The 18550-nt window shown below is 46.9% G+C and carries 19 protein-coding genes; 14 read left to right on the forward strand and 5 right to left on the reverse strand.

Features of this window, described 5'->3' with window-relative positions; all coding sequences use genetic code 11:
* Positions 1-182 precede the first annotated feature (182 nt).
* Positions 183-1592, forward strand: coding sequence for a hypothetical protein (locus DHX103_RS09270; protein WP_422122008.1), 1410 nt, complete (start codon positions 183-185; stop codon positions 1590-1592).
* Positions 1593-1932: 340 nt separating this feature from the next.
* Positions 1933-2979: a lactonase family protein gene (locus tag DHX103_RS09275; protein ID WP_422122009.1), complete on the forward strand. Its 1047-nt coding sequence runs from the start codon at positions 1933-1935 to the stop codon at positions 2977-2979.
* A gap of 42 nt (positions 2980-3021) precedes the next feature.
* Here DHX103_RS09275 and DHX103_RS09280 read toward each other — a convergent pair whose 3' ends face one another.
* Entirely contained in the window at positions 3022-3351 is a 330-nt protein-coding gene (locus DHX103_RS09280) for a hypothetical protein (protein ID WP_422122010.1), read from the reverse strand.
* A 3-nt stretch (positions 3352-3354) separates the two neighbouring features.
* A complete protein-coding gene (locus tag DHX103_RS09285; RefSeq protein WP_422122011.1) occupies positions 3355-3933 on the reverse strand; it encodes an SCO family protein in 579 nt (192 codons plus the stop codon).
* A gap of 266 nt (positions 3934-4199) precedes the next feature.
* Here DHX103_RS09285 and glgB point away from each other — a divergent pair, with 266 nt between their 5' ends.
* From glgB to DHX103_RS09320, 7 genes are all read left to right on the forward strand, one after another.
* Complete coding sequence (gene glgB, locus DHX103_RS09290) at positions 4200-6083, forward strand: 1,4-alpha-glucan branching protein GlgB (protein ID WP_422122012.1); 1884 nt, start codon at positions 4200-4202, stop codon at positions 6081-6083.
* Positions 6080-7246, forward strand: a complete 1167-nt coding sequence (locus tag DHX103_RS09295; protein WP_422122013.1) for a glucose-1-phosphate adenylyltransferase — start codon at positions 6080-6082, stop codon at positions 7244-7246. Before glgB ends, DHX103_RS09295 begins: the two co-directional genes overlap by 4 nt.
* Entirely contained in the window at positions 7224-8246 is a 1023-nt protein-coding gene (locus tag DHX103_RS09300; RefSeq protein ID WP_422122014.1) for a sugar phosphate nucleotidyltransferase, read from the forward strand. Before DHX103_RS09295 ends, DHX103_RS09300 begins: the two co-directional genes overlap by 23 nt.
* On the forward strand, positions 8243-9670 hold the full coding sequence (glgA, locus tag DHX103_RS09305; protein WP_422122015.1) for a glycogen synthase GlgA: 1428 nt from the start codon (positions 8243-8245) through the stop codon (positions 9668-9670). The genes DHX103_RS09300 and glgA overlap by 4 nt, the downstream gene beginning before the upstream one ends.
* 13 nt (positions 9671-9683) lie before the next feature.
* Positions 9684-10493, forward strand: a complete 810-nt coding sequence (locus DHX103_RS09310) for an SDR family oxidoreductase (RefSeq protein ID WP_422122016.1) — start codon at positions 9684-9686, stop codon at positions 10491-10493.
* 108 nt (positions 10494-10601) lie between these two features.
* The gene (locus DHX103_RS09315) at positions 10602-11684 is read left to right on the forward strand and encodes an MBL fold metallo-hydrolase (protein ID WP_422122017.1); all 1083 of its coding nucleotides are present in this window, start codon (positions 10602-10604) and stop codon (positions 11682-11684) included.
* 4 nt (positions 11685-11688) lie between these two features.
* Complete coding sequence (locus DHX103_RS09320; protein WP_422122018.1) at positions 11689-11949, forward strand: DUF3006 domain-containing protein; 261 nt, start codon at positions 11689-11691, stop codon at positions 11947-11949.
* Between the two features lie 45 nt (positions 11950-11994).
* Here DHX103_RS09320 and DHX103_RS09325 read toward each other — a convergent pair whose 3' ends face one another.
* The 3 genes from DHX103_RS09325 to DHX103_RS09335 all read right to left on the reverse strand — a co-directional run bounded on the left by DHX103_RS09325 (position 11995) and on the right by DHX103_RS09335 (position 13979).
* Entirely contained in the window at positions 11995-12297 is a 303-nt protein-coding gene (locus DHX103_RS09325; RefSeq protein WP_422122019.1) for a DUF3219 family protein, read from the reverse strand.
* Positions 12298-12384: 87 nt separating this feature from the next.
* Positions 12385-13446: a hypothetical protein gene (locus tag DHX103_RS09330; RefSeq protein WP_422122020.1), complete on the reverse strand. Its 1062-nt coding sequence runs from the start codon at positions 13444-13446 to the stop codon at positions 12385-12387.
* 206 nt (positions 13447-13652) lie between these two features.
* Complete coding sequence (locus tag DHX103_RS09335) at positions 13653-13979, reverse strand: general stress protein (RefSeq protein ID WP_422122021.1); 327 nt, start codon at positions 13977-13979, stop codon at positions 13653-13655.
* A 121-nt stretch (positions 13980-14100) separates the two neighbouring features.
* On the opposite strand from DHX103_RS09335, the gene DHX103_RS09340 reads away from it, so the two are divergent.
* The 5 genes from DHX103_RS09340 (at position 14101) to DHX103_RS09360 (ending at position 18532) form a co-directional block, all read left to right on the forward strand.
* Positions 14101-14835 (forward strand): MBL fold metallo-hydrolase, encoded by a 735-nt coding sequence (locus tag DHX103_RS09340; protein ID WP_422122022.1) that lies wholly within the window; start codon positions 14101-14103, stop codon positions 14833-14835.
* 144 nt (positions 14836-14979) lie between these two features.
* A complete protein-coding gene (locus tag DHX103_RS09345) occupies positions 14980-15966 on the forward strand; it encodes a cation diffusion facilitator family transporter (protein ID WP_422122023.1) in 987 nt (328 codons plus the stop codon).
* A gap of 48 nt (positions 15967-16014) precedes the next feature.
* Positions 16015-16659 carry an NAD(P)-dependent oxidoreductase gene (locus DHX103_RS09350; protein ID WP_422122024.1) on the forward strand — a complete coding sequence of 215 codons (645 nt, stop codon included), beginning with the start codon at positions 16015-16017 and terminating at the stop codon, positions 16657-16659.
* A 236-nt stretch (positions 16660-16895) separates the two neighbouring features.
* Positions 16896-17159: a hypothetical protein gene (locus DHX103_RS09355; RefSeq protein WP_422122025.1), complete on the forward strand. Its 264-nt coding sequence runs from the start codon at positions 16896-16898 to the stop codon at positions 17157-17159.
* 83 nt (positions 17160-17242) lie between these two features.
* Positions 17243-18532, forward strand: a complete 1290-nt coding sequence (locus DHX103_RS09360) for a purine/pyrimidine permease (protein ID WP_422122026.1) — start codon at positions 17243-17245, stop codon at positions 18530-18532.
* Positions 18533-18550 lie beyond the last annotated feature (18 nt).

Raw genomic sequence — 18550 nt, forward strand, 5'->3', positions numbered from 1 at the left:
TCGCAGATATATTATAATTGATGGTTTGAAGTCAGCATATCATTAAATATTACAGAAATAAAACTATTCTAATTAAAAAAATTATATTAATGTCCATTTTAGGAACTGGGGTCTACGCAATAGGCTATATAGGTGTAGAATGGATATCAACTCTTGAGTTAAAACGGAAAGGAAGAGGCGTTATGAAAGCTATTGCAGCAAAAGGTTTTACCGTGTCAGTATCAATATATGCTTTGCTGCATTTCGTTACCTATTTCTTCTATAATGACGCGCTGTTCAAAGTGCTGTCTGTTTTCGGGCTGCTGACACTGGTTTTTGCGCTGCTGCTGCTTTCTGCGAATAAATTACAATTGCCGATTTTCCTGACGACAATTGCCGTTGCTGTCCTCCTTTTCACCGGGGAATCGCTGATCACGGATCTCGCGGGAGGCTTTTTGCAGATGCGCAGCCTGATTTCGTTATTGCTGATTGTGCCGATCATCAGCTGGGTGTTGAACGAAGAGCCTTATATAGATGAAATTATGAGCTATGGTCATAATCTGCTCAATGAAAGCCGCAAGTTTTATTTGGGCGTAACTGGAATGACCCAGATCATTTCCCATTTTCTGTTGTTCGGGGCGGTTCCCATGATGTATGGCTTTATCGACACCTTTTTAAAAAATCAGAAGAGTGAAGCATGGGAGAATTTCAAAGGAACAGCCATTTTGCGCGGATTTGCTTTATCGACCTTATGGGTCATCAGCATTCCAAGTTTCATCTTCGCGGTGGAAGCGTTGGGTGCGACCTTGTGGAAATCAGTCGTTCTTGGATTTGCTGCAGCTGTTGCCGGAAGTTTGCTGGGCGCTGTTTTTGCTTACCGGCAGGAAAAGAAAGGCGAGGAAGACTTTTCGGCTATTTTGACTACGGAAATCACCAAAGCCATGAAAAATTCCAGGAATACGGGAAAATGGAATCGGGATGTCGCCGAGTTCGTTTTTCTTTTTGTGTCATTATTTGGCACCATCTTTATTGTCCAGGCGATTTGGAACATCGACTTTTTGGTCGTGATTCCGCTGGTGATTCTATTTTGGACACTTCTTTATTTCCTGGTAAAAAAGCGCATGGGAAATTATATCAGAGACACCAAGCAATATTTTTACAGCGGAATTTCCAGGCAGGCGCAGCAGTTCAGTATTTTATTGTCCGCCGGCCTGCTGATTTATGCGCTGAATAAATCAGGAGCAGGGTCGTATGTCATCGATGGCATGAACTATCTGACAGAAATCGTGCCGTTCCTGAACATCCTGCTGCTGCTCCCTTTTATCCTGATCTTCTTAGGGTTTATCGGACTGGGTCCATTGCCGGTAATCGTTCTGGTGACGGGAATTCTGGAAGGTGCGTCTTTGCCGTATCCACCGGAACTGGTCGTGCTGGCAGTGACATCGGGAAGCGTGATTTCCATCATTCTGTCTCCGATGGTCATGCCGGTCATTATTTTAAGCAGCATGAATGGCTTGAGCGGTATAAGGAACGGGCTTCAATTCAATTTGAAGTATGCCATCGCTTTCTATGTCATGATCCAGCTGTTCATCCAGACAAGCATCCTTTTATAAGAAACAAATCCACCTTCATGATGGGTGGATTTTTTTAAGAAATATGTAGAATTAATTAATCTTCATTTATATGCCGCTTCGGCGCTAGGAGATACCAAGATATGGAGCAAAACAGCGCAGACTCCTGGGGGACCAAGCGAAGTGCTGAGATCCACTCGGGCGAAGTGAAACGAGACCGAGTTAGCTCAGCGCGAGCCCCCCGGAAAGCAAGCTGTTTTGCGGAATATCGACTGGTATAAGTTCTACATAATATAGTTGGCGAAAAACTCTTGTTTTGGTAGGCTGTATATAACTTTAGCCGGGATGTGTAAGAATCGGCGATGCAGAAGGAGGAGTTTGTTTGGTAATTCTTCATTTACTTACAGGATCTTATGCGAGCAGGGACAAAGAAGGCGTCAAACTGTGGCAGTTCGACATGGCTGCAGGTGAATTAAAAGAGATTGCAGGTGTCAGCGGAATTGAACGGCCGTCGTTCCTCACAATCCATCCATCGCGGGAAATGTTCGTTTCAGGCAGCGAAGATTTTAATGGGGAACTTGTATCTTATGAGATAAAAACGAATGAGGGATTGATAAAAGAACGCAGCCGCAGCGGAGGCAATGGGGACCATCCCGCATACGTCACGATTGATCGGAGCGGCAAATGGCTGCTGTCCGTCAATTATTCCGGCGGCAATGTGAATGTGTTCCGGCTGGAAAATGATTATACAATCGGACAACAGACAGATGCTGTGCAGCATGAAGGTTCAGGGCCGAACGGGGAAAGGCAGGATGCAGCCCATCCGCATTCCGTGATACAAGTTCCCGGAAAAGATTTGTTCGCCGTATCGGATCTTGGCACGGATGCGATTTACTTCTACGAGCTCGAACCGCAAAACGGCAAGCTGTCGCTGCAACAGGCAATCCATGCAGAAGGGGGAAGCGGCCCGAGGCATCTGGTGTATCATCCGGAGAAACCGGTTTTCTACTCGCTGGGCGAACTGGATTCTACAATAACGGTCTATTCATTCGATCAGAAAAATAGAATGGAACAGGTGCAGCGCGTCTCGCTGTTGCCGACGGGATACAATGAAGAAAACACGGCCGCTGAAGTGGCCGTGTCCGAAGACGGCAAAATCTTGTACGCTTCAAACAGAGGGCATGACAGCATCGTCTCTTTTGAAATCGATGCAACCGGCAAACTGCACAGCCCCGAATTCACCAGCAGCGGAGGAAGCGGCCCGCGTCACTTCTCATTGGTGCCCGGAGGAGACTGGCTGATCGTCGCCAATGAAAAATCAGATTCGCTGATCGTGCTGAAACTGGAAAACGGCCGGCCGGCAGAGCTGGTCCAGGAAATCCAAACCAGCTCACCGGTCTGCGTGAAATTCATAAACCCCAATCAATAGAGAAAACAGGCGTCGGACAAATGTCCGGCGCCTGTTTTCTATTTACCAATCCTCTGTTTCTTTTTCAATTACCCCGAACTCTTTTAAGAGGCTCGTGAACCGGCTTTCGGTGGTTCCTTCAAAAGCGTCAATCGTGCAATCCGAATGTGGCGGGTAACCCAGCTCGTTTGCATGCTCCAGCGTCGACTCCTCGAGGAAGTTTGTCGCATCCGCTTCCTGGAAGCAGGAAGGCGCGATGTATGTCCGGAACGTATGCTCCAGCACCACCCGTGTGTTGGGAGGTGGTACATTTTCACGCGGCACAAAAAGAAAGATCAGAAATGCAATGGCAGCCAAAAGGCCAAGTAGAATCCAAATGTTCTTTTTTTTCATCGATTATTCCTCCGCCAGCAAAATTTCAACATCGCTCAAAATTTCATCGGCAGGCGGGTTGATGCCATCGTAATATTTTCGGACAACGCCTTCGCGGTCAATCAGATAAAAAGAAGTCCCGTGGACAACCTGGTCTTCATTTTCCGGCTTCCTAGCAATAGATTGGAAATTCGCCATTGCAAATTCATCGATCTTTTCAGGGGAATAGCCGGTCAACAAATCCCAGCTGCCGAGATCCGCGCCGTAATTCTCGGCATAGGATTTTAAGACTTCAGGTGTATCAATAGTTGGATCCACACTGAAAGAAACGATTCTTACATCGAGCCCTTCTTGTTCCAGTTGTTCCTGGAGCGCGGTCATATTCGCCATCATCGGCAAACAGACGGTGGTGCAATTGGTGAAGACGAAATCCGCGAGCCAAACTTCACCTTCCAAATCTGACAGGCTGACGTCTTCATTATTTTGATTGGTAAACGTAAAATCTTCTATTTCCCAACTGACGGAATCTTCCAGTTGCTGACCGCAGCCGGCAAGGAAAAGGCTTAAGGTTATTATGAGGGCAAACCACTTGGTTTTCAGCAAGACTACCCGTCCTTTCTGAATGGATCATGAATCTCTCTAAGCGTAGTAGATATAATGCCGGCAAACAAGTAGCAGGTTCCAGAAACATGTGTAAATATTGCGAACGGCCGGAATCGGGTGAGCAATACTTCCAACGATTGGGAAATAAACAAAATGGAAATGAAAAGTTTACAAAATAATTAGATAATTTACAAAGGATTATCATTATGCGTGTAGAATCTAGTTAAGATAGACCATGGAGAAAGGCGATGCCAGGAGGTGGGGTCATGATTATCCGGGAGGAAAGGCTGACGGCAGATAAATTAGAGGATTTTCATAATGGCGTTATGACAGACGCATACCAGTACTTCGGGGCAAAGGTCGAAGCGGGGGAAACGTCCTTTACGCTATGGGCACCGGAAGTTGAAGGCGTGACTGTTGTTGTGTCAACTCCTCAGACCGGTGACAAGAAATCTTACGAAATGAACAGGATGCCGCACGATGCCACGGTTTGGCAAACTTATGTCGCTGAAGATTTGACGGGGCTTTCGTATGTTTATGAAATTCTTTTGCGGAATGGTGACCTGCTTGAGAAATCCGACCCTTATGCCAGGCAGGGAGAAATGCGTCCGAAAACGAAATCGGTAATTCCGGGGCAATCCCTTCACGAATGGATTGAACCCGTTTTGCAATGGAAAGAAAGTAACGCACAGAATCATTTCGAAAAACCGATGGCAATCTATGAGCTGCACATCGGCACATGGAAACGGAATAAGCAGGGAGCTTTCATGAATTACAGGGAACTTGCCGCGGAATTGGTGCCGTACGTAAAAAGTATGGGTTTTACCCATATTGAAATTATGCCGATTACTGAACATCCTCTCGATGAGTCGTGGGGTTATCAGGCAACCGGTTATTTTGCGCCGACAATCCGCTATGGAATCGCGGACGACCTGAAATACTTTGTGTCAGCATGTGCGGAAAATGGCATCGGTCTTTTTCTGGATTGGATTCCCGGGCATTTCTGCAAAGATGCGTTTGCGCTTGCGCTGTTCAACGGCAAGCCGCTTTATGAAGAATCGAGAGATGACCGAAGAGTGAATCCCGATTGGGGGACATTGAATTTTGATGTTCAAAAAGGGGAAGTGGTCAGCTTCCTATTGTCGAGTGCCCATTACTGGATAAGGGAATTTAAGTTTGACGGTTTCCGTATGGATGCAGTGATCACGCAGCTTTTTATCCCGAACGATGAATCTCGCGCCTTTAATGAGGAAGGCAAAAATTTTTTAAGGATTCTGGTAGCAAGCCTCAAGAAGGAATTTCCTCAAATCATCCTGATTGCCGAAGATGCATGGAACCATCCGAAAGTTACCCATGCCGCAGACGAGGGCGGAGTCGGCTTTGATTACAAATGGAATTTTGGCTGGGTGCACGACACCCTCGAATACATGAAAAAAACGTCGGTGGAAAGGCCTGAAAACCACGAGAAGATGAATTTTTCACTGATGTATCAATACGAAGAACGCTATATTCTGGCTTTTTCACATGATGAAGTGGTGCACGGCGAAAAATCATTATTAAATAAATTACCCGGAACGCTGATGGAAAAATTTGCCCAATTGCGTTTGTTGCTCGGCTTTTGGATTACTCATCCAGGCAAAAAATTGCTGTTCATGGGCCAGGAATTTGGCCATTTTGATGAGTGGGAATTCAAACCGGAGCTGGACTGGGCTTCTTTGGAGACTGAAGCGCATCAGCGGGTGGCGCTATTTATGAAAGACCTGTTGCAGCTGTACAAAGATGAGTTGGCGTTGCATCAATTGGACGATCATCCGAACGGTTTTGTTTGGCTTGATGCGGATAACCACGAACAAAGCGTCATTTCATTTATACGGAGAGGACGGAATCCTCAGGATGAATGTGTAATCCTTTGTAATTTTTCAAATAATAATTATCCGAAGTTTCGTGTGGGTGTGCCGCAAGCGGGTGAATACCGCCAAGTATTCTCAAGTGCTGCATCCAAATATGGAGGAACGGAAGAAATTGCTGCTCCGCCGGCACTCGCTGAAAATATGGAGGCCGATGGACAGGCAAGGTCCATAACCATTCCGTTGCCGGAATATACAATGACGATCTGGAAAATGATTGAGAAAAGGAGTGAAGTGGATTGAAAAAACAAATTGTTGCTATGTTATTGGCCGGAGGGCAAGGGACGAGGTTGAAAGAATTGACCTATGCAGTGGCGAAACCGGCAATCCCATTCGGCGGAAAATACCGCATCATCGATTTTCCGCTATCCAATTGCACAAATTCAGAAATTCACACGGTCGGCGTTTTAACCCAATACGAGCCCCATTTATTGCATCAATATATTGGCCTGGGCACTCCTTGGGACCTGGATCGCCGCGATGGCGGTGTAACAATGCTCCCTCCTTATGCAGAAGCTGACGGCATCAAATGGTATGACGGCACAGCGAATGCAATTTTCCAGAACTTAAAATTTTTGGAGGCGCATAATCCGGAGTACGTGCTGATCCTGTCGGGAGACCATATATATAAGATGAATTATATGACGATGCTCGACTATCATCAAAAACAGCAGGCGGATGTAACCATTTCCGTTATCGAAGTGCCGTGGGAAGAAGCCAGCCGCTTCGGTCTGATGGAGACAGATGATGACATGCGGGTCACCAGATTTGTGGAAAAGCCCGAAAACCCGAAAAGCAATCTGGCGTCGATGGGGGTTTATATTTTTAATTATGAAAAGCTAAAAGAATACTTGGTCAGCGATGTGGAAAAAGAGGATTCATCGCATGATTTCGGCAAAGACATCATTCCGGCGATGCTTGAGAACGGTGAAAAAATGATGGCCTACCGCTATAAAGGATATTGGAAAGATGTGGGGACGGTGGATAGCCTATGGGAATCGAATATGGATTTACTGGATCCTGATTCGGGGCTGGTGCTCCACGATGCGGCATGGAGAATCTTTTCATCGAATCCGCAGTTTCCGCCGCAGGTCGTGACGGCCACGTGCGATATTCAGGAATCTCTGGTGAATGAAGGATGCATCATCGAGGGGACCGTCAGAAGGTCCATTATCTCGCAGGATGTCCATATTAAAGAAGGTGCGGAAGTGGATGAGTGCGTGGTAATGGCAGGAACGGTCATCGGGGCAGGCGCGAAAATCAGACGGGCGATCATAACACCTGATCTTGAGGTGCCCGCCAACTTTGAGCTGCAGAAAATGGATGGAGAAATTACACTTTTAACCGAGCAAACCATCAGTAATTGGAAAGGACGTGAAGACAATGCGTTTAGCCGCGGTAATTGATGCAACAGTAACGATTCCAGGATTGAAAGAGTTGGCGATGTACAGGTCTTCCGCTTCCATTCCTTTTGCGGGAAGGTATCGCTTAATCGATTTTGCCTTATCCAGTATTGTAAATTCCAATATCAGTTCTGTTGGGGTTTTCGCGCCTCAAGGCAGTGTTTCGCTGCTGGATCATGTAGGGAAAGGGAAAAGCTGGGATCTGGACAGACGGAGAAACGGTCTTTACTTTCTTCCCACTTCGCAGCGGGAAGGCGATCAATTGGGTGTGGGTGCCTTTGCCGCGCTCGAAGACCACCTCAGTTTTTTCAATAAAAGCACTCAGCCCTATGTCATGCTGACCAGTGCATTTGCCATTTCTCAACTCGATTACAACGACATGCTCGATACACATTTGGCTTCCGGTGCGGATATTACCGAAGCCGTTCGGGATGGACAAGGCATGAAATCGTATATCCTTTCCAAGGACTTATTATTGCAGATGATTAAGGGTTTTCGGGAAAATCGTGTAGTCAGTGTAGAAGATATTGTGAACTTGAAAAAGAAGCCTTATACTTTTGCGCAGTATGAGTACGATGGCTATTTTGTGCTGATCGATTCGATGGATAGTTATTTCAATGAATCGCTGGCTTTATTGTCCGAGAGGATCTGGCGTGAACTGTTTTTGCCGGACCGGCCGATTTACACGAAAACCAAAGACGAACCACCGACCAAGTATTTGAAAGGCTCTGCTGTCACAAGGTCACTGGTGGCGAACGGCAGTATGCTCGGTGGAAAAGTGACGGACAGCATTCTCGGACGCGCGGTGGAAATCGGAAAAAATTCAACAGTTGATAAATGCATCATCATGCAAAAATGTGTAATCGAAGAAAATTGTGATCTGCAATATGTAATTGCCGACAAAGATGTATACATCAAGGCCGGAAGCGTCATCCACGGGTCAAAAGAAAAGCCGGTGGTTATTCGCAAAGGCAGTGTGGTGTCAGAGGGAGATGTGATATGAAAATTATAATGGCAGCGTCAGAATGTGTGCCGTTCGCTAAAACCGGCGGGCTCGCGGATGTGATGGGGGCTTTGCCGAAGGAGTTGGCGGAATATGGCCACGATGTCACCGTATTTATGCCGAAATACGGGTTGATCCCGGAACAATTCGTTAAAGATTTTTCATTGCTTGAAAAGGTGTCAGTCCCCTTTTTCGGTAAACAGCAGACATGCGACGTCTTTCAATACCAAAACGACAATGTGCGCTATTTATTCCTTGGGAATCAGGAATATTATGGAGAACCGCAAATATACAGTCAGGCCGATGATGAACGTTTCGGCTTTTTTAATATTGCCATATTAACTATTATAAAGAAGTTTCAACTCGAGGCGGATATTATCCATGTCCATGACTGGCACGCGGCAGTCATTCCGTTTTTATTGAAGGAAGACAGCAGATTTAAAAGTCTTGGAGCGGAGGTTAAGACGGTGTTGACCATCCATAATCTCCAGTTTCAGGGAGCCTTTCAGCAATCGGTCTTTACTGACAGCTTCGGGATCGAAGTGGATCAATTCGATGGCAGTGCAATTGAATGGAACGGCAAATACAATATGTTGAAAACCGGTATTCTCTATGCGGATAAAGTGACGACCGTCAGCCCGTCCTATCGCGACGAAATTCTGACTGCGCAATACGGGGAAGGGCTCGAGCCGATTCTTCAAAAGCGTGAAAGAGATCTCATCGGCATCCTGAACGGCTTGGATACGGACTTTTACAATCCGGCCACCGATCTGTCGATTGAAATGGAGTTTGATCAGACATCGATAGAAGGAAAAGCGGTAAATAAACGTGCGGCCCAGTCCTTGATGGGCTTGCCCGTCAAAGGGCATATCCCCTTAATCGTGATGGTTTCCCGGCTTTCGGGGCAAAAAGGGATCGACGTTTTGGAAAAAAGTTTGCCGCCGCTGCTGGAATCCAATGAGCTGCAATTTGTGCTGCTTGGTTCCGGGGAAGAAAAATATGAAGAATTTTTCGTAGCTTTGGCGCGGCAGTTTCCGGATAAAGTGGCGGTACATATTGGATTTGATGAAAACCTGGCCCATCAGCTATATGCAGGTGGCGATATTTTCCTGATGCCGTCGCATTTTGAACCTTGTGGTTTGAGCCAACTCATTTCAATGCGCTATGGCACGGTTCCGGTAGCAAACAACACAGGCGGCTTGAAAGATACAGTCATCGAATACGACCGCGACAACAAAACGGGCAACGGCTTTCTGAGTGATTTTACCCGAAACTCGCCTTTTACTGAAGCAGTGGAGCGGGCATTGGTGCTGTATCAGGAATCGGAACATTGGGAAGCGATCAAACAAAATGGCATAAAAGAGGATTATTCCTGGAAGCAATCCGCGAAAGTGTATGAAGAGCTTTATAAGAAACTGGTATGAGAAAGGTGATCCCATGGCAGATAAATCCTTTGATAATACAGATTTAACCGATTATAAAGCAAGTGGTGTGCTGGAAGGGAAAGTCGCCATCATCACCGGAGCCAGCAGCGGCATCGGCCAGGCAGTGGCGATTGCCTATGCCAAAGAAGGCGCTAAAATCATTGTCGGCTATAAAGGCAACGAAGCCGGCGCCGAAGCGACAATCGCGACAATAGAAAAATACGGTGGTGAGGCAAAAGCATTTCAAGGGGATTTGGGCAAATCGGACGAATGCGGCAAACTCGTGAGGTTTACGCTCGAGTCGTTCGGCCAAATCGATATACTTGTAAATAATGCGGGATATCAATATCCGCAAACATCTCCGCTCGATATAACGGATGAACAATTGCTGAAGACATTCGAAATCAAGGCTTTTGCAATGTTTTACTTAGTCAGGGCCGCATTGCCGCATCTGAAAAAAGGGTCGCGTATCATCAATACAGCCTCCATCAATGCCTACCGCGGCCATTCCGATCTGATCGATTATGCCGGTGCGAACGGTGCAATGGTGGCCATGACGCGTTCGTTGGCACGGCGTCTTGTGCGAGAGGAAATTGCCGTAAACGGTATTGCGCCGGGTCCGGTTTGGACGCCGTTGATCACCAAGACATTTGGTGATCTGAACCCTGACGTTGCGGATGACTTTGGTGAAGATGTACCCGCGGGCCGCCCCGGACAGCCATATGAGCTGGTGAAAGCATATGTATTGTTGGCGGATCCCCAAAATTCCTATATGACAGGACAATTCCTCCATATGAACGGCGGAGATTATATGTCGACTTAAAAAGCGATCCGGCAGAGGGAGTTCTTTCTGTCGGATTTTTTCTTTTTAAAAATTTATGCGCGGGAGAAAAGCTGTGATAAAATTCACTGTGAATGAGGGAGTGAGTTTTTGAAAAGGTTATTACTGATTTTATCAGCTGTGCTTTGGGTGCTTTCGGGTTGCCAATCCCTTTCTGAACCGGCGCAACCGGCAAATGGGAATGATGCGGGGGAAGAAACGCCGGAAGGTTCCTTAAAGGTGCATTATATTGACGTCGGGCAGGGTGATGCGACGTTGCTCGAATTTGATGGCCACGCAATCCTGATTGATGCCGGGCATTGGAAGTCGACCGAAGCTGTCGATTATTTGAAGAGAGTTGGCATAACGGACATCGATCTTGCGATTGGGACGCATCCCGATGCAGACCATATTGGCCAACTGGCGCAAGTGATCGGAGAATTCAATGTGGACGAGGTATGGATGCCGGGGAATCCCAGCACTTCGAATACCTATTTGAACGTGCTGCAGGCAATTGAAGCAAGTGGAACAGATTATTATGAACCGAAGGCAGGAGAAGTTTTTGATATCGGGAAACTGCGCATCGATGTGCTGTATCCGGAAGAACTTACCGGCGCCGCCAATGAAGAATCGATTTCCATGAAAATGACGTATGACGACATGCGTTTTGTGTTCACTGGAGATGCCGGCGTAAAAGAAGAAGGGCTGATGATCGACAGTGGCGCCGATTTGAGGGCGGAGATTCTGCATCTCGGCCACCATGGCTCCAACACTTCAACAAGCAAGGCTTTTCTGGAAGCGGTAGCGCCGGAAGTCGCGATTTACAGTGCCGGAGCGGATAATTCCTATGGCCATCCGCATGCGGAAGTCATCGCATCAGTGGAAAATGCCGGGGCGGAAGTTTACGGAACAGATGTGAACGGCACCATTATCGTGGAAACGGACGGCAGTTCATTTAACGTGATAACGGGTCGCGAAGGCGTGCCGACAGAAGGCGAAAACCGCTGCATCAACATCAATGTCGCTTCGACGGCAGAGCTTCAAGAAATTACAGGAATCGGCGAAGCCTATGCAGAGGAAATTATCCGGCTGCGGCCTTTCGAAACGATTGAAGAGCTGGCAGAAATTAAAGGGATAGGCCCGGCGACAGTTGACGCCATCATAGAACAGGGTCTCGCTTGTATAGAGGAGTGATCAGGTGAAAGGTTATTTGGACCGGATTGAAGACGGCGGGAAAGCCGTAATCATCGTGGAAGAACAAGGATTTGAAATTATTTTGCCCCTCAGAAATTTGCCGGAAGGCAGCCGAGTGCATTCGTGGTTCCGCATCATCGAGGGAAATGGCGATTTTTCTTTTGAGTTGGACGAGGACGAGCAAAAACGGAGAGAACAGCTGGCAAACGATCTGACGAGCAATTTAAGGATGAAAAGCAAAAACAGTAAATACAAACGGCAATAAGATTGGAAAACGCCCTGGACCGTCAACGGTCCAGGGCGTTTCATTTCAGCGGAGTTTTTCAATCAGCTCCAGATAATAATCTGCCACTTGTCCCGCTTGATATAAATCCGTCCGATCTGTCGCATAATTATGGATGGTGGCAGGGAACTCCAAATCCAATTCCGGCACACGAATCTGAAAGTCATTTTTATAGAGCAGGACCCCCACATCGTGATATTCTTCGCTGTTTACTTGGAATGAAAAAGAAATCTTCCGCGCGCCATCCTCGGTACCGGAAACTCCCAATTGTTCATTTTTGAAATCCACCGCTTTAATCTGTGTATCGTCAATCCAGACAATCGTTTCCACGCATACACCGCCTTTTCAGAATTTCTACACTGTGACCTTACCATGAAAAAACCGTCAAACCCATTCGGAAGGGCTTGACGGCTAGTTTCACGCTTGTGCTTTTTTATTGCGCGCGTAGCGGATGTTCGTGATAACAAGCATAATGACAAGGAATAACCCGAGCAACCCGATGACCGGATAAAATTCGCTGACAAGCGATGTAAACCCTCTGAAGCTTAATGAATAAGCAATTGTGACCACGATGATGACCGTGATGTTGAATCGCTTGGTATCCATTGCTGCGAAACGGGCTGTAAATGAAAACAGCATGCTGACGGCCGTGTTGTAGATCATGGCAAACAGTATCAATGAAATGAAGACCCCGAGGATCGGTGAAATATCATTGGCCATCTGGAGAATCGGCATATCCGAGTCGCCGACTTTGTCGACAGCTGAAAAAATAGCCAAATGGCTCAGGATAATCAGGAAACCGAGTCCGAGTCCGCCGATAAAGCCGCCTCGAGCCGCGATCCTTTCGTCTTTTTCCGAGCCGCCCATAACGATTGCCATGGAAGCGCCAACGGCTATATTAAACGACACGTAATTGATTGCTGAGTAAAACCAGTTGGATAAAGCGGAATCCTGCTCTTTTGCAATCGGTTCCAATGTTGCGAAAGAAGCATCCATTGTCAACAGGCTGTAAATGGCAAGGCCGATGACCATAACTACCAGGAAGGGTGTGATGCTCCCGATAATGGCGATGATCTTTTTGACGTTGAGCATGATTGTGCCCATGACGATCAATGCCATGACTGTATTCCCAAGAATTGCCGGCAAGCCGAATTGCTGTGAAAAGATGGAACCGGCTCCAGCGATCATGACAACGCCGACGCCGAATAATGTCAGGATGATAATGGCGTCCATGATAAAGCCGCCTATTTTGCCACCGATGCCATAAACAGCTTCTTTATGGGAAGTGGTTTGCATGCGGCTGCCGAGTCTTGTTAAACTCATGCCCATATAGGCGAAGAGAGCTGTGGCCAAAATAGCGCCCAAAATACCGAAATAACCGAAACTTGTAAAATATTGAAGTATTTCCTGGCCGGATGCAAAACCCGCACCGACAATAATACCGATAAACGCGCTGCCAATTTTCAAACTTTTCTTCATGAGGTCCCCCTTGATGTACGTAAACTTGAAGTAAAAACTTATCTAAATATAGCAAAAAACAAGCATCTTTACAAAATATATTTGAAAATTCAATACTATTTTTTAAAAAAACATTATTGTAAGAACATTTAAACTACTGCAGAGCGCTCGTGACAAAAAAAGAGAGGGCGCCCGTTTTCAGGCACCCCCTCTTTTTAGCATCAAGTTTACTTGTTTTTATTTGCGATGATTACCAATTTCCCTTTATCGAGTTCTTCTTCGTAATCTGCCGCTTCCTGTTTTGTCAGGCCGGCACCTTCCATTTTTGCGCGCAGTTCGTCACCGCGTGAGCTCGTCATGTTCTTCATGCTGTTCAGGAAGCCTTGCTCTTTCATGCCGACACTTTCCGTATCAAGTGCATCGGATACGTCTTTTTGACGGCGCTTATCATGAGCGAAAATGTAAATATCGTCATGAGTGAATCCTTGCGTTTCAAGTTTTTCAATTTCTGTTTTTGCCTGGAGTGCGTTCTCAACTGTCATTTTAATAGTCAAAATAATCCCTCCTAGTTTTTCTATCCACATATTCTCTACCACTAAAACGCGGTACTTAAACAAGTAAGGGAATAGTGATTGGTTTATAATAGAAGAAATTACGTGAAAAGGAGCGATGATGATGGACATCACAACAATCGGAGTTTGGGGTGGCTACCCCAATAAAAACGAAGCGACTTCCTCATTTTTAATCGAGCAGGATGGTTTCCGCTGCTTGATCGACTGTGGAAGCGGGGTATTATCTGCCGTGCAGAACTACACAGCATTGCGCGATTTGGATGCAGTAATCATCACCCATTACCACCCCGACCATGTGGCGGATATCGGCGTGCTGCAGCATGCGGCGATGGTGGGCATGCAATTAAAGGAATGGGAAACGCCTTTGCTGATTTATGCTCATGACCGCGACGCCGCCGGTTTCGAAAACCTGTCTTATAAAGGGGTTACGGAAGGGAGAGCCCTGCAGGTTTCCGAACCGATTCAACTCGGGCCGTGGGAAGTCTCTTTTTGCGAAACCGATCATCCGGTGTATTGCCTGGCACTGAAATTCACTTCGAATGGAAAATCAGCCGTGTTTACGGCGGACACCGCCTGGAAAGAAGAGCTCGTCAACTTTGCAAAAGGCGCCGATTTTATCGCGGCGGAATCGAATCTCTACGAAAAATATGTCGGGATCATCCAGGGGCATATGAGCGGACGGCAGGCGGGGGAACTGGCAACCAGAGCCGGCGTGAAGCAAATGGTGTTAACCCACCTGCCGCAATACGGTGAACTCGAAGAAATCCTCGCATCCGCAAAACAAACTTTTTCCGGGGCTGTAGAATTTGCGGAAATCGGCAAAACTTACCGGATCTGAGTTAATGAACCTCAAATTATGAAGAACCAAATTCCCGTTTTGAAAATAATTTAACCGAAGAGGTGTTTTCCTCTTCATTAATGGGAAGTTAGTAATAATAGAAGGTATGGAAAATAGAAAGTATTGAAAGGGGGAGGTTTATTTATGAGGGAATTATTCGGTTTGATGAAATTTGGAGCCAAATCGGCTTTATGGGCAGCCATTATAAATACAATTCTTGGCATTATTAAAACAGCTGCCTATCTGATCACCGGTAACGTTGCGATGTTCGCCGAAATGATGCACAGCTTTGGCGACGCAGCCAACCAGTTTTTCGTGTTCGTCGGTTCAGGGCTCAGCAAAAAGAGTCCGACCGAACGGTTCCCTGGTGGTTTCGGGCGACTGGTCAACCTGGTTCTTCTGGGAGCGGTATTAATAGTCGCAGTTCTTGCCTATGAAACAATTGTTGAAGGAATTCACCACATCCAATCTGGTGCCCATTCCGAAGACTGGTTTTGGCTGAACATGGGGGTATTGGGATTGGCGGTTATTCTTGAATTATTTGTCTTGCACAAAGCGATGAAAGAAATCACGCATAACCTGCCAAAAGAACAAACAAAAGGATTGAAAATTGTTCCGTTAGCCTATAAGAATGTTAAAAATGCCAACCCGGCAACGAAACTCGTATTCCTGGAAGATAACGTTGCAGTCGGGGGAGCATTGCTTGCGATGCTTGCAATCGTAGTAGCCACCTATACACCGTTCCACAGTGCGACAGGCTATGCATCCGTCATTATCGGGTTGATGCTCGTCGTTGTGGTCGGCCGTATTTTCCTTGATAATTCCGCCGGTGTCCTTGGCGTAGCGGATCTGGATATGGAAGAACGCATGGGCAATGAAATCATGAAACATCCAAAAATCAACGACATCCAGGATATGGCCGTCATCCGCGAAGGCGATGATCTGCATGTGGAACTGAAGGTGGAAGTCGCGCCGGATATGAAAATACAGGAAGCGGATGAAATCCGTGAATATATTGCCTCAGAAATCAATAAGCGTGTACCAAATGTGACGGATATAATTATCGAATTCGACCAAGACGATGACATTGTCCACTGGCAAAAAACGATTACAAAAAAACCTGTCGAATAAGCGGGATTTGAGCAGCTCTATTCAAGCAAATTGACTGGAGGGGTTGTAATGAAGATCGGTATTATCGGCGCAACAGGAAAAGCTGGCAAATTGATATTAAAAGAAGCCAAGTCCAGAGGCCATGAAGTTACAGCAATCGTCAGAAATGCACAAAAGCTTCCGGAAGATGAAGATGCCACTGTGCTGGAAAAGGATATTTTCGACCTCGATTCCAATGATCTGAAACCGTTCGATATTGTCGTCAATGCATTTGGCGTGCCCCCTGAAAAAGCGGAGCAGCATGTGGAAGCGGGCCGTAACCTGATTAATGCCTTGAAAGGTGCAGACAATACGAGGCTGTTGGTTGTCGGCGGAACGGGAAACCTGTTTGTCGAAGAAGCGAAAGCGACCAAATTGATCAAGACTCCTGAATTTACGAATGCCTTTAAAGCCGTCGCGTTGAACCAATCCCAAAACCTGGCCGATCTGGAACAGTCCGAAGGAATCCAGTGGACATTCCTGAGCCCCGCGGCATTTTTCGACGCCGAAGGCAAGCGCACCGGAAAATACCAAATCGGTGAGGATGCTTTTCTGGTGAACAGAAAAGGCAAAAGCTATATCAGTTATGAAGATTACGCCATTGCCATGGTCGATGAAATTGAAAACGGCTGGCACATCAACAAGCGCTTTACGGTAGTCGCGGAGAAAGAGTAGTAGTTTTCGCTTTTCTTTATTGTCCAGACTCCAGCTCCCAGATTCTCGGGTCATAAGCCGGCCCACCAGCTATGCGGCAAAGAGCGCCGCGCCGCTGGTCCGTCTTATGCCTGTCGAATCTAAACGGGCGCTTTCGCTTTTCTTTATCTTCACGAAACGTTCACCTTCATCTCTTCAATCCATAAATGAATCATGTATAATGAATTGGAACTTGAAGATAAAGGTGGGCAAACACGATGGATTTTCTATATTTTCCGGAAGATAAATCAGAGTATATCCCAGGCATCATATCCGTAATTGTTATCTTCATTCTGTCGATGCTGATAATCTGGCTGCTGGTCAGAGCTTCAAAAAAACAGGTCAAGCAACTGGAAGAACAGGGTTATTCAGTTAATTACGATATGAAAAACAGCGACGAACAGCTGCCTATAGAGAACAAACCGGAAAAAGATGAAGTGGAACATACTTCTGAAGACGAGAACGATAAAAAGGGGTCCTGACAAAATTCAGGACTTCTTTTTGTTTGCGGGAAAAGGTGTATACTTAGACCGCATAATTATTTTGTAGAATTGGAGATTTACGCATGACTAAAAATTTATTCGGCGGCCTGCAATGGGCTGTCTTCCTTTTAGCTTCATCCATCGCTGCACCGATCGCCATCGCCAATGTTTTTGGGATGGATACGGCGGACACCGCATTATTCGTGCAAAGAACCGTCTTCGTTCTCGGAGTCGCCGTGTTGCTGCAAGCCTTTATCGGCCATAGGATGCCGATCAACGAAGGACCAGCCGGTTTGTGGTGGGGCATTTACATCGTCTATGCCGGCCTGATCGGTTCCCTTTACGCCACAGCGGAAAATGCGCTGCAGGCTTTACAGAGCGGCATGCTTTACAGCGGCGTGCTGTTCATCATTTTCGCCTATACCGGCTTAGTGGGAAAAATGCGTCGTCTCTTCACGCCGACGATCACGTTTGTTTATTTGCTGTTGTTGGTGCTGCAGATCAGTGAATCGATCATGACCGGATTATTCGGCATCGTGTCGCCGGGAGAACCCGTCGATCTGCTCGTCTTTGCCGCAGGCGCAGCGGTCGTTGTCGCAACCTTTTATTTCATGGGCAATAAAATCCCGTGGATCAACAGATATTCCGTGTTGTTTGCCATTGCCGCGGGCTGGCTGCTGTTTTGGATCATTGGGAAAACGGAAGCTGTACCATTCAACAGCGATGCTTTCATTTCATTGCCGCAGATGCTGGTTTTCGGACCCCTTGTCTGGGACAGCGGGATGTTCGTTACGTCACTGTTCCTGACCTTGCTGCTGATCGCCAATATGATGGCATCGATGCGGGTGATGGAGTATTTATTGAAAAGTGAATTCGGCATCCATCAGCCCGACAGAGTCAAACAGGGCTCAGTCGCTTCAGGGCTTAACCACATACTTGCCGGATTGTTCTCCTCGATCGGGCCGGTGCCGATTTCAGGTGCTGCCGGATTTGTCAGCGCCACGCGGACGCCGTCATTGAAACCGTTCATCGTCGGCGGGTTTCTTGTTGTGGCCATCAGCTTGTTCCCAAATGTGATGGCGCTGCTCGCCGCATTGCCGGCGCCGGTCGCTTACGCCGTCATTTTTGCGATTTTCACGAAAATGGTGGAAATGGCTTTCAAAGAGTTGGAAGAGGAAGAAGACCGGAAACAGGCCTATAAAGTGTCGGCATTCGGCTTGATGATCGGAGTCGGCATCATGTTCGTGCCGCAGGAAAGCATGGCGGAATTGCCGGGCGTCCTGGCATCGACCTTATCGAATGGCTTGATCACCGGAACGATCATCGCGATCATTTTAGAGCAGGCGTTGATTTGGAGAAAGAAAGCGAAATAAGAAAAAACGTGCCGCATC

This window comes from Planococcus daihaiensis, assembly GCF_049262615.1.
Taxonomy (GTDB): Bacteria; Bacillota; Bacilli; order Bacillales_A; family Planococcaceae; genus Planococcus.

Coding starts and splice junctions, on each gene's coding strand:
- DHX103_RS09310 (WP_422122016.1), top strand. CDS start 9,684: ATGGCAGATAAATCCTTTGATAATACAGATTTAACCGATTATAAAGCA.
- glgA (WP_422122015.1), top strand. CDS start 8,243: ATGAAAATTATAATGGCAGCGTCAGAATGTGTGCCGTTCGCTAAAACC.
- DHX103_RS09330 (WP_422122020.1), bottom strand. CDS start 13,446: ATGAAGAAAAGTTTGAAAATTGGCAGCGCGTTTATCGGTATTATTGTC.
- glgB (WP_422122012.1), top strand. CDS start 4,200: ATGATTATCCGGGAGGAAAGGCTGACGGCAGATAAATTAGAGGATTTT.
- DHX103_RS09360 (WP_422122026.1), top strand. CDS start 17,243: ATGACTAAAAATTTATTCGGCGGCCTGCAATGGGCTGTCTTCCTTTTA.
- DHX103_RS09355 (WP_422122025.1), top strand. CDS start 16,896: ATGGATTTTCTATATTTTCCGGAAGATAAATCAGAGTATATCCCAGGC.
- DHX103_RS09270 (WP_422122008.1), top strand. CDS start 183: ATGAAAGCTATTGCAGCAAAAGGTTTTACCGTGTCAGTATCAATATAT.
- DHX103_RS09280 (WP_422122010.1), bottom strand. CDS start 3,351: ATGAAAAAAAAGAACATTTGGATTCTACTTGGCCTTTTGGCTGCCATT.
- DHX103_RS09340 (WP_422122022.1), top strand. CDS start 14,101: ATGGACATCACAACAATCGGAGTTTGGGGTGGCTACCCCAATAAAAAC.
- DHX103_RS09345 (WP_422122023.1), top strand. CDS start 14,980: ATGAGGGAATTATTCGGTTTGATGAAATTTGGAGCCAAATCGGCTTTA.
- DHX103_RS09300 (WP_422122014.1), top strand. CDS start 7,224: ATGCGTTTAGCCGCGGTAATTGATGCAACAGTAACGATTCCAGGATTG.
- DHX103_RS09350 (WP_422122024.1), top strand. CDS start 16,015: ATGAAGATCGGTATTATCGGCGCAACAGGAAAAGCTGGCAAATTGATA.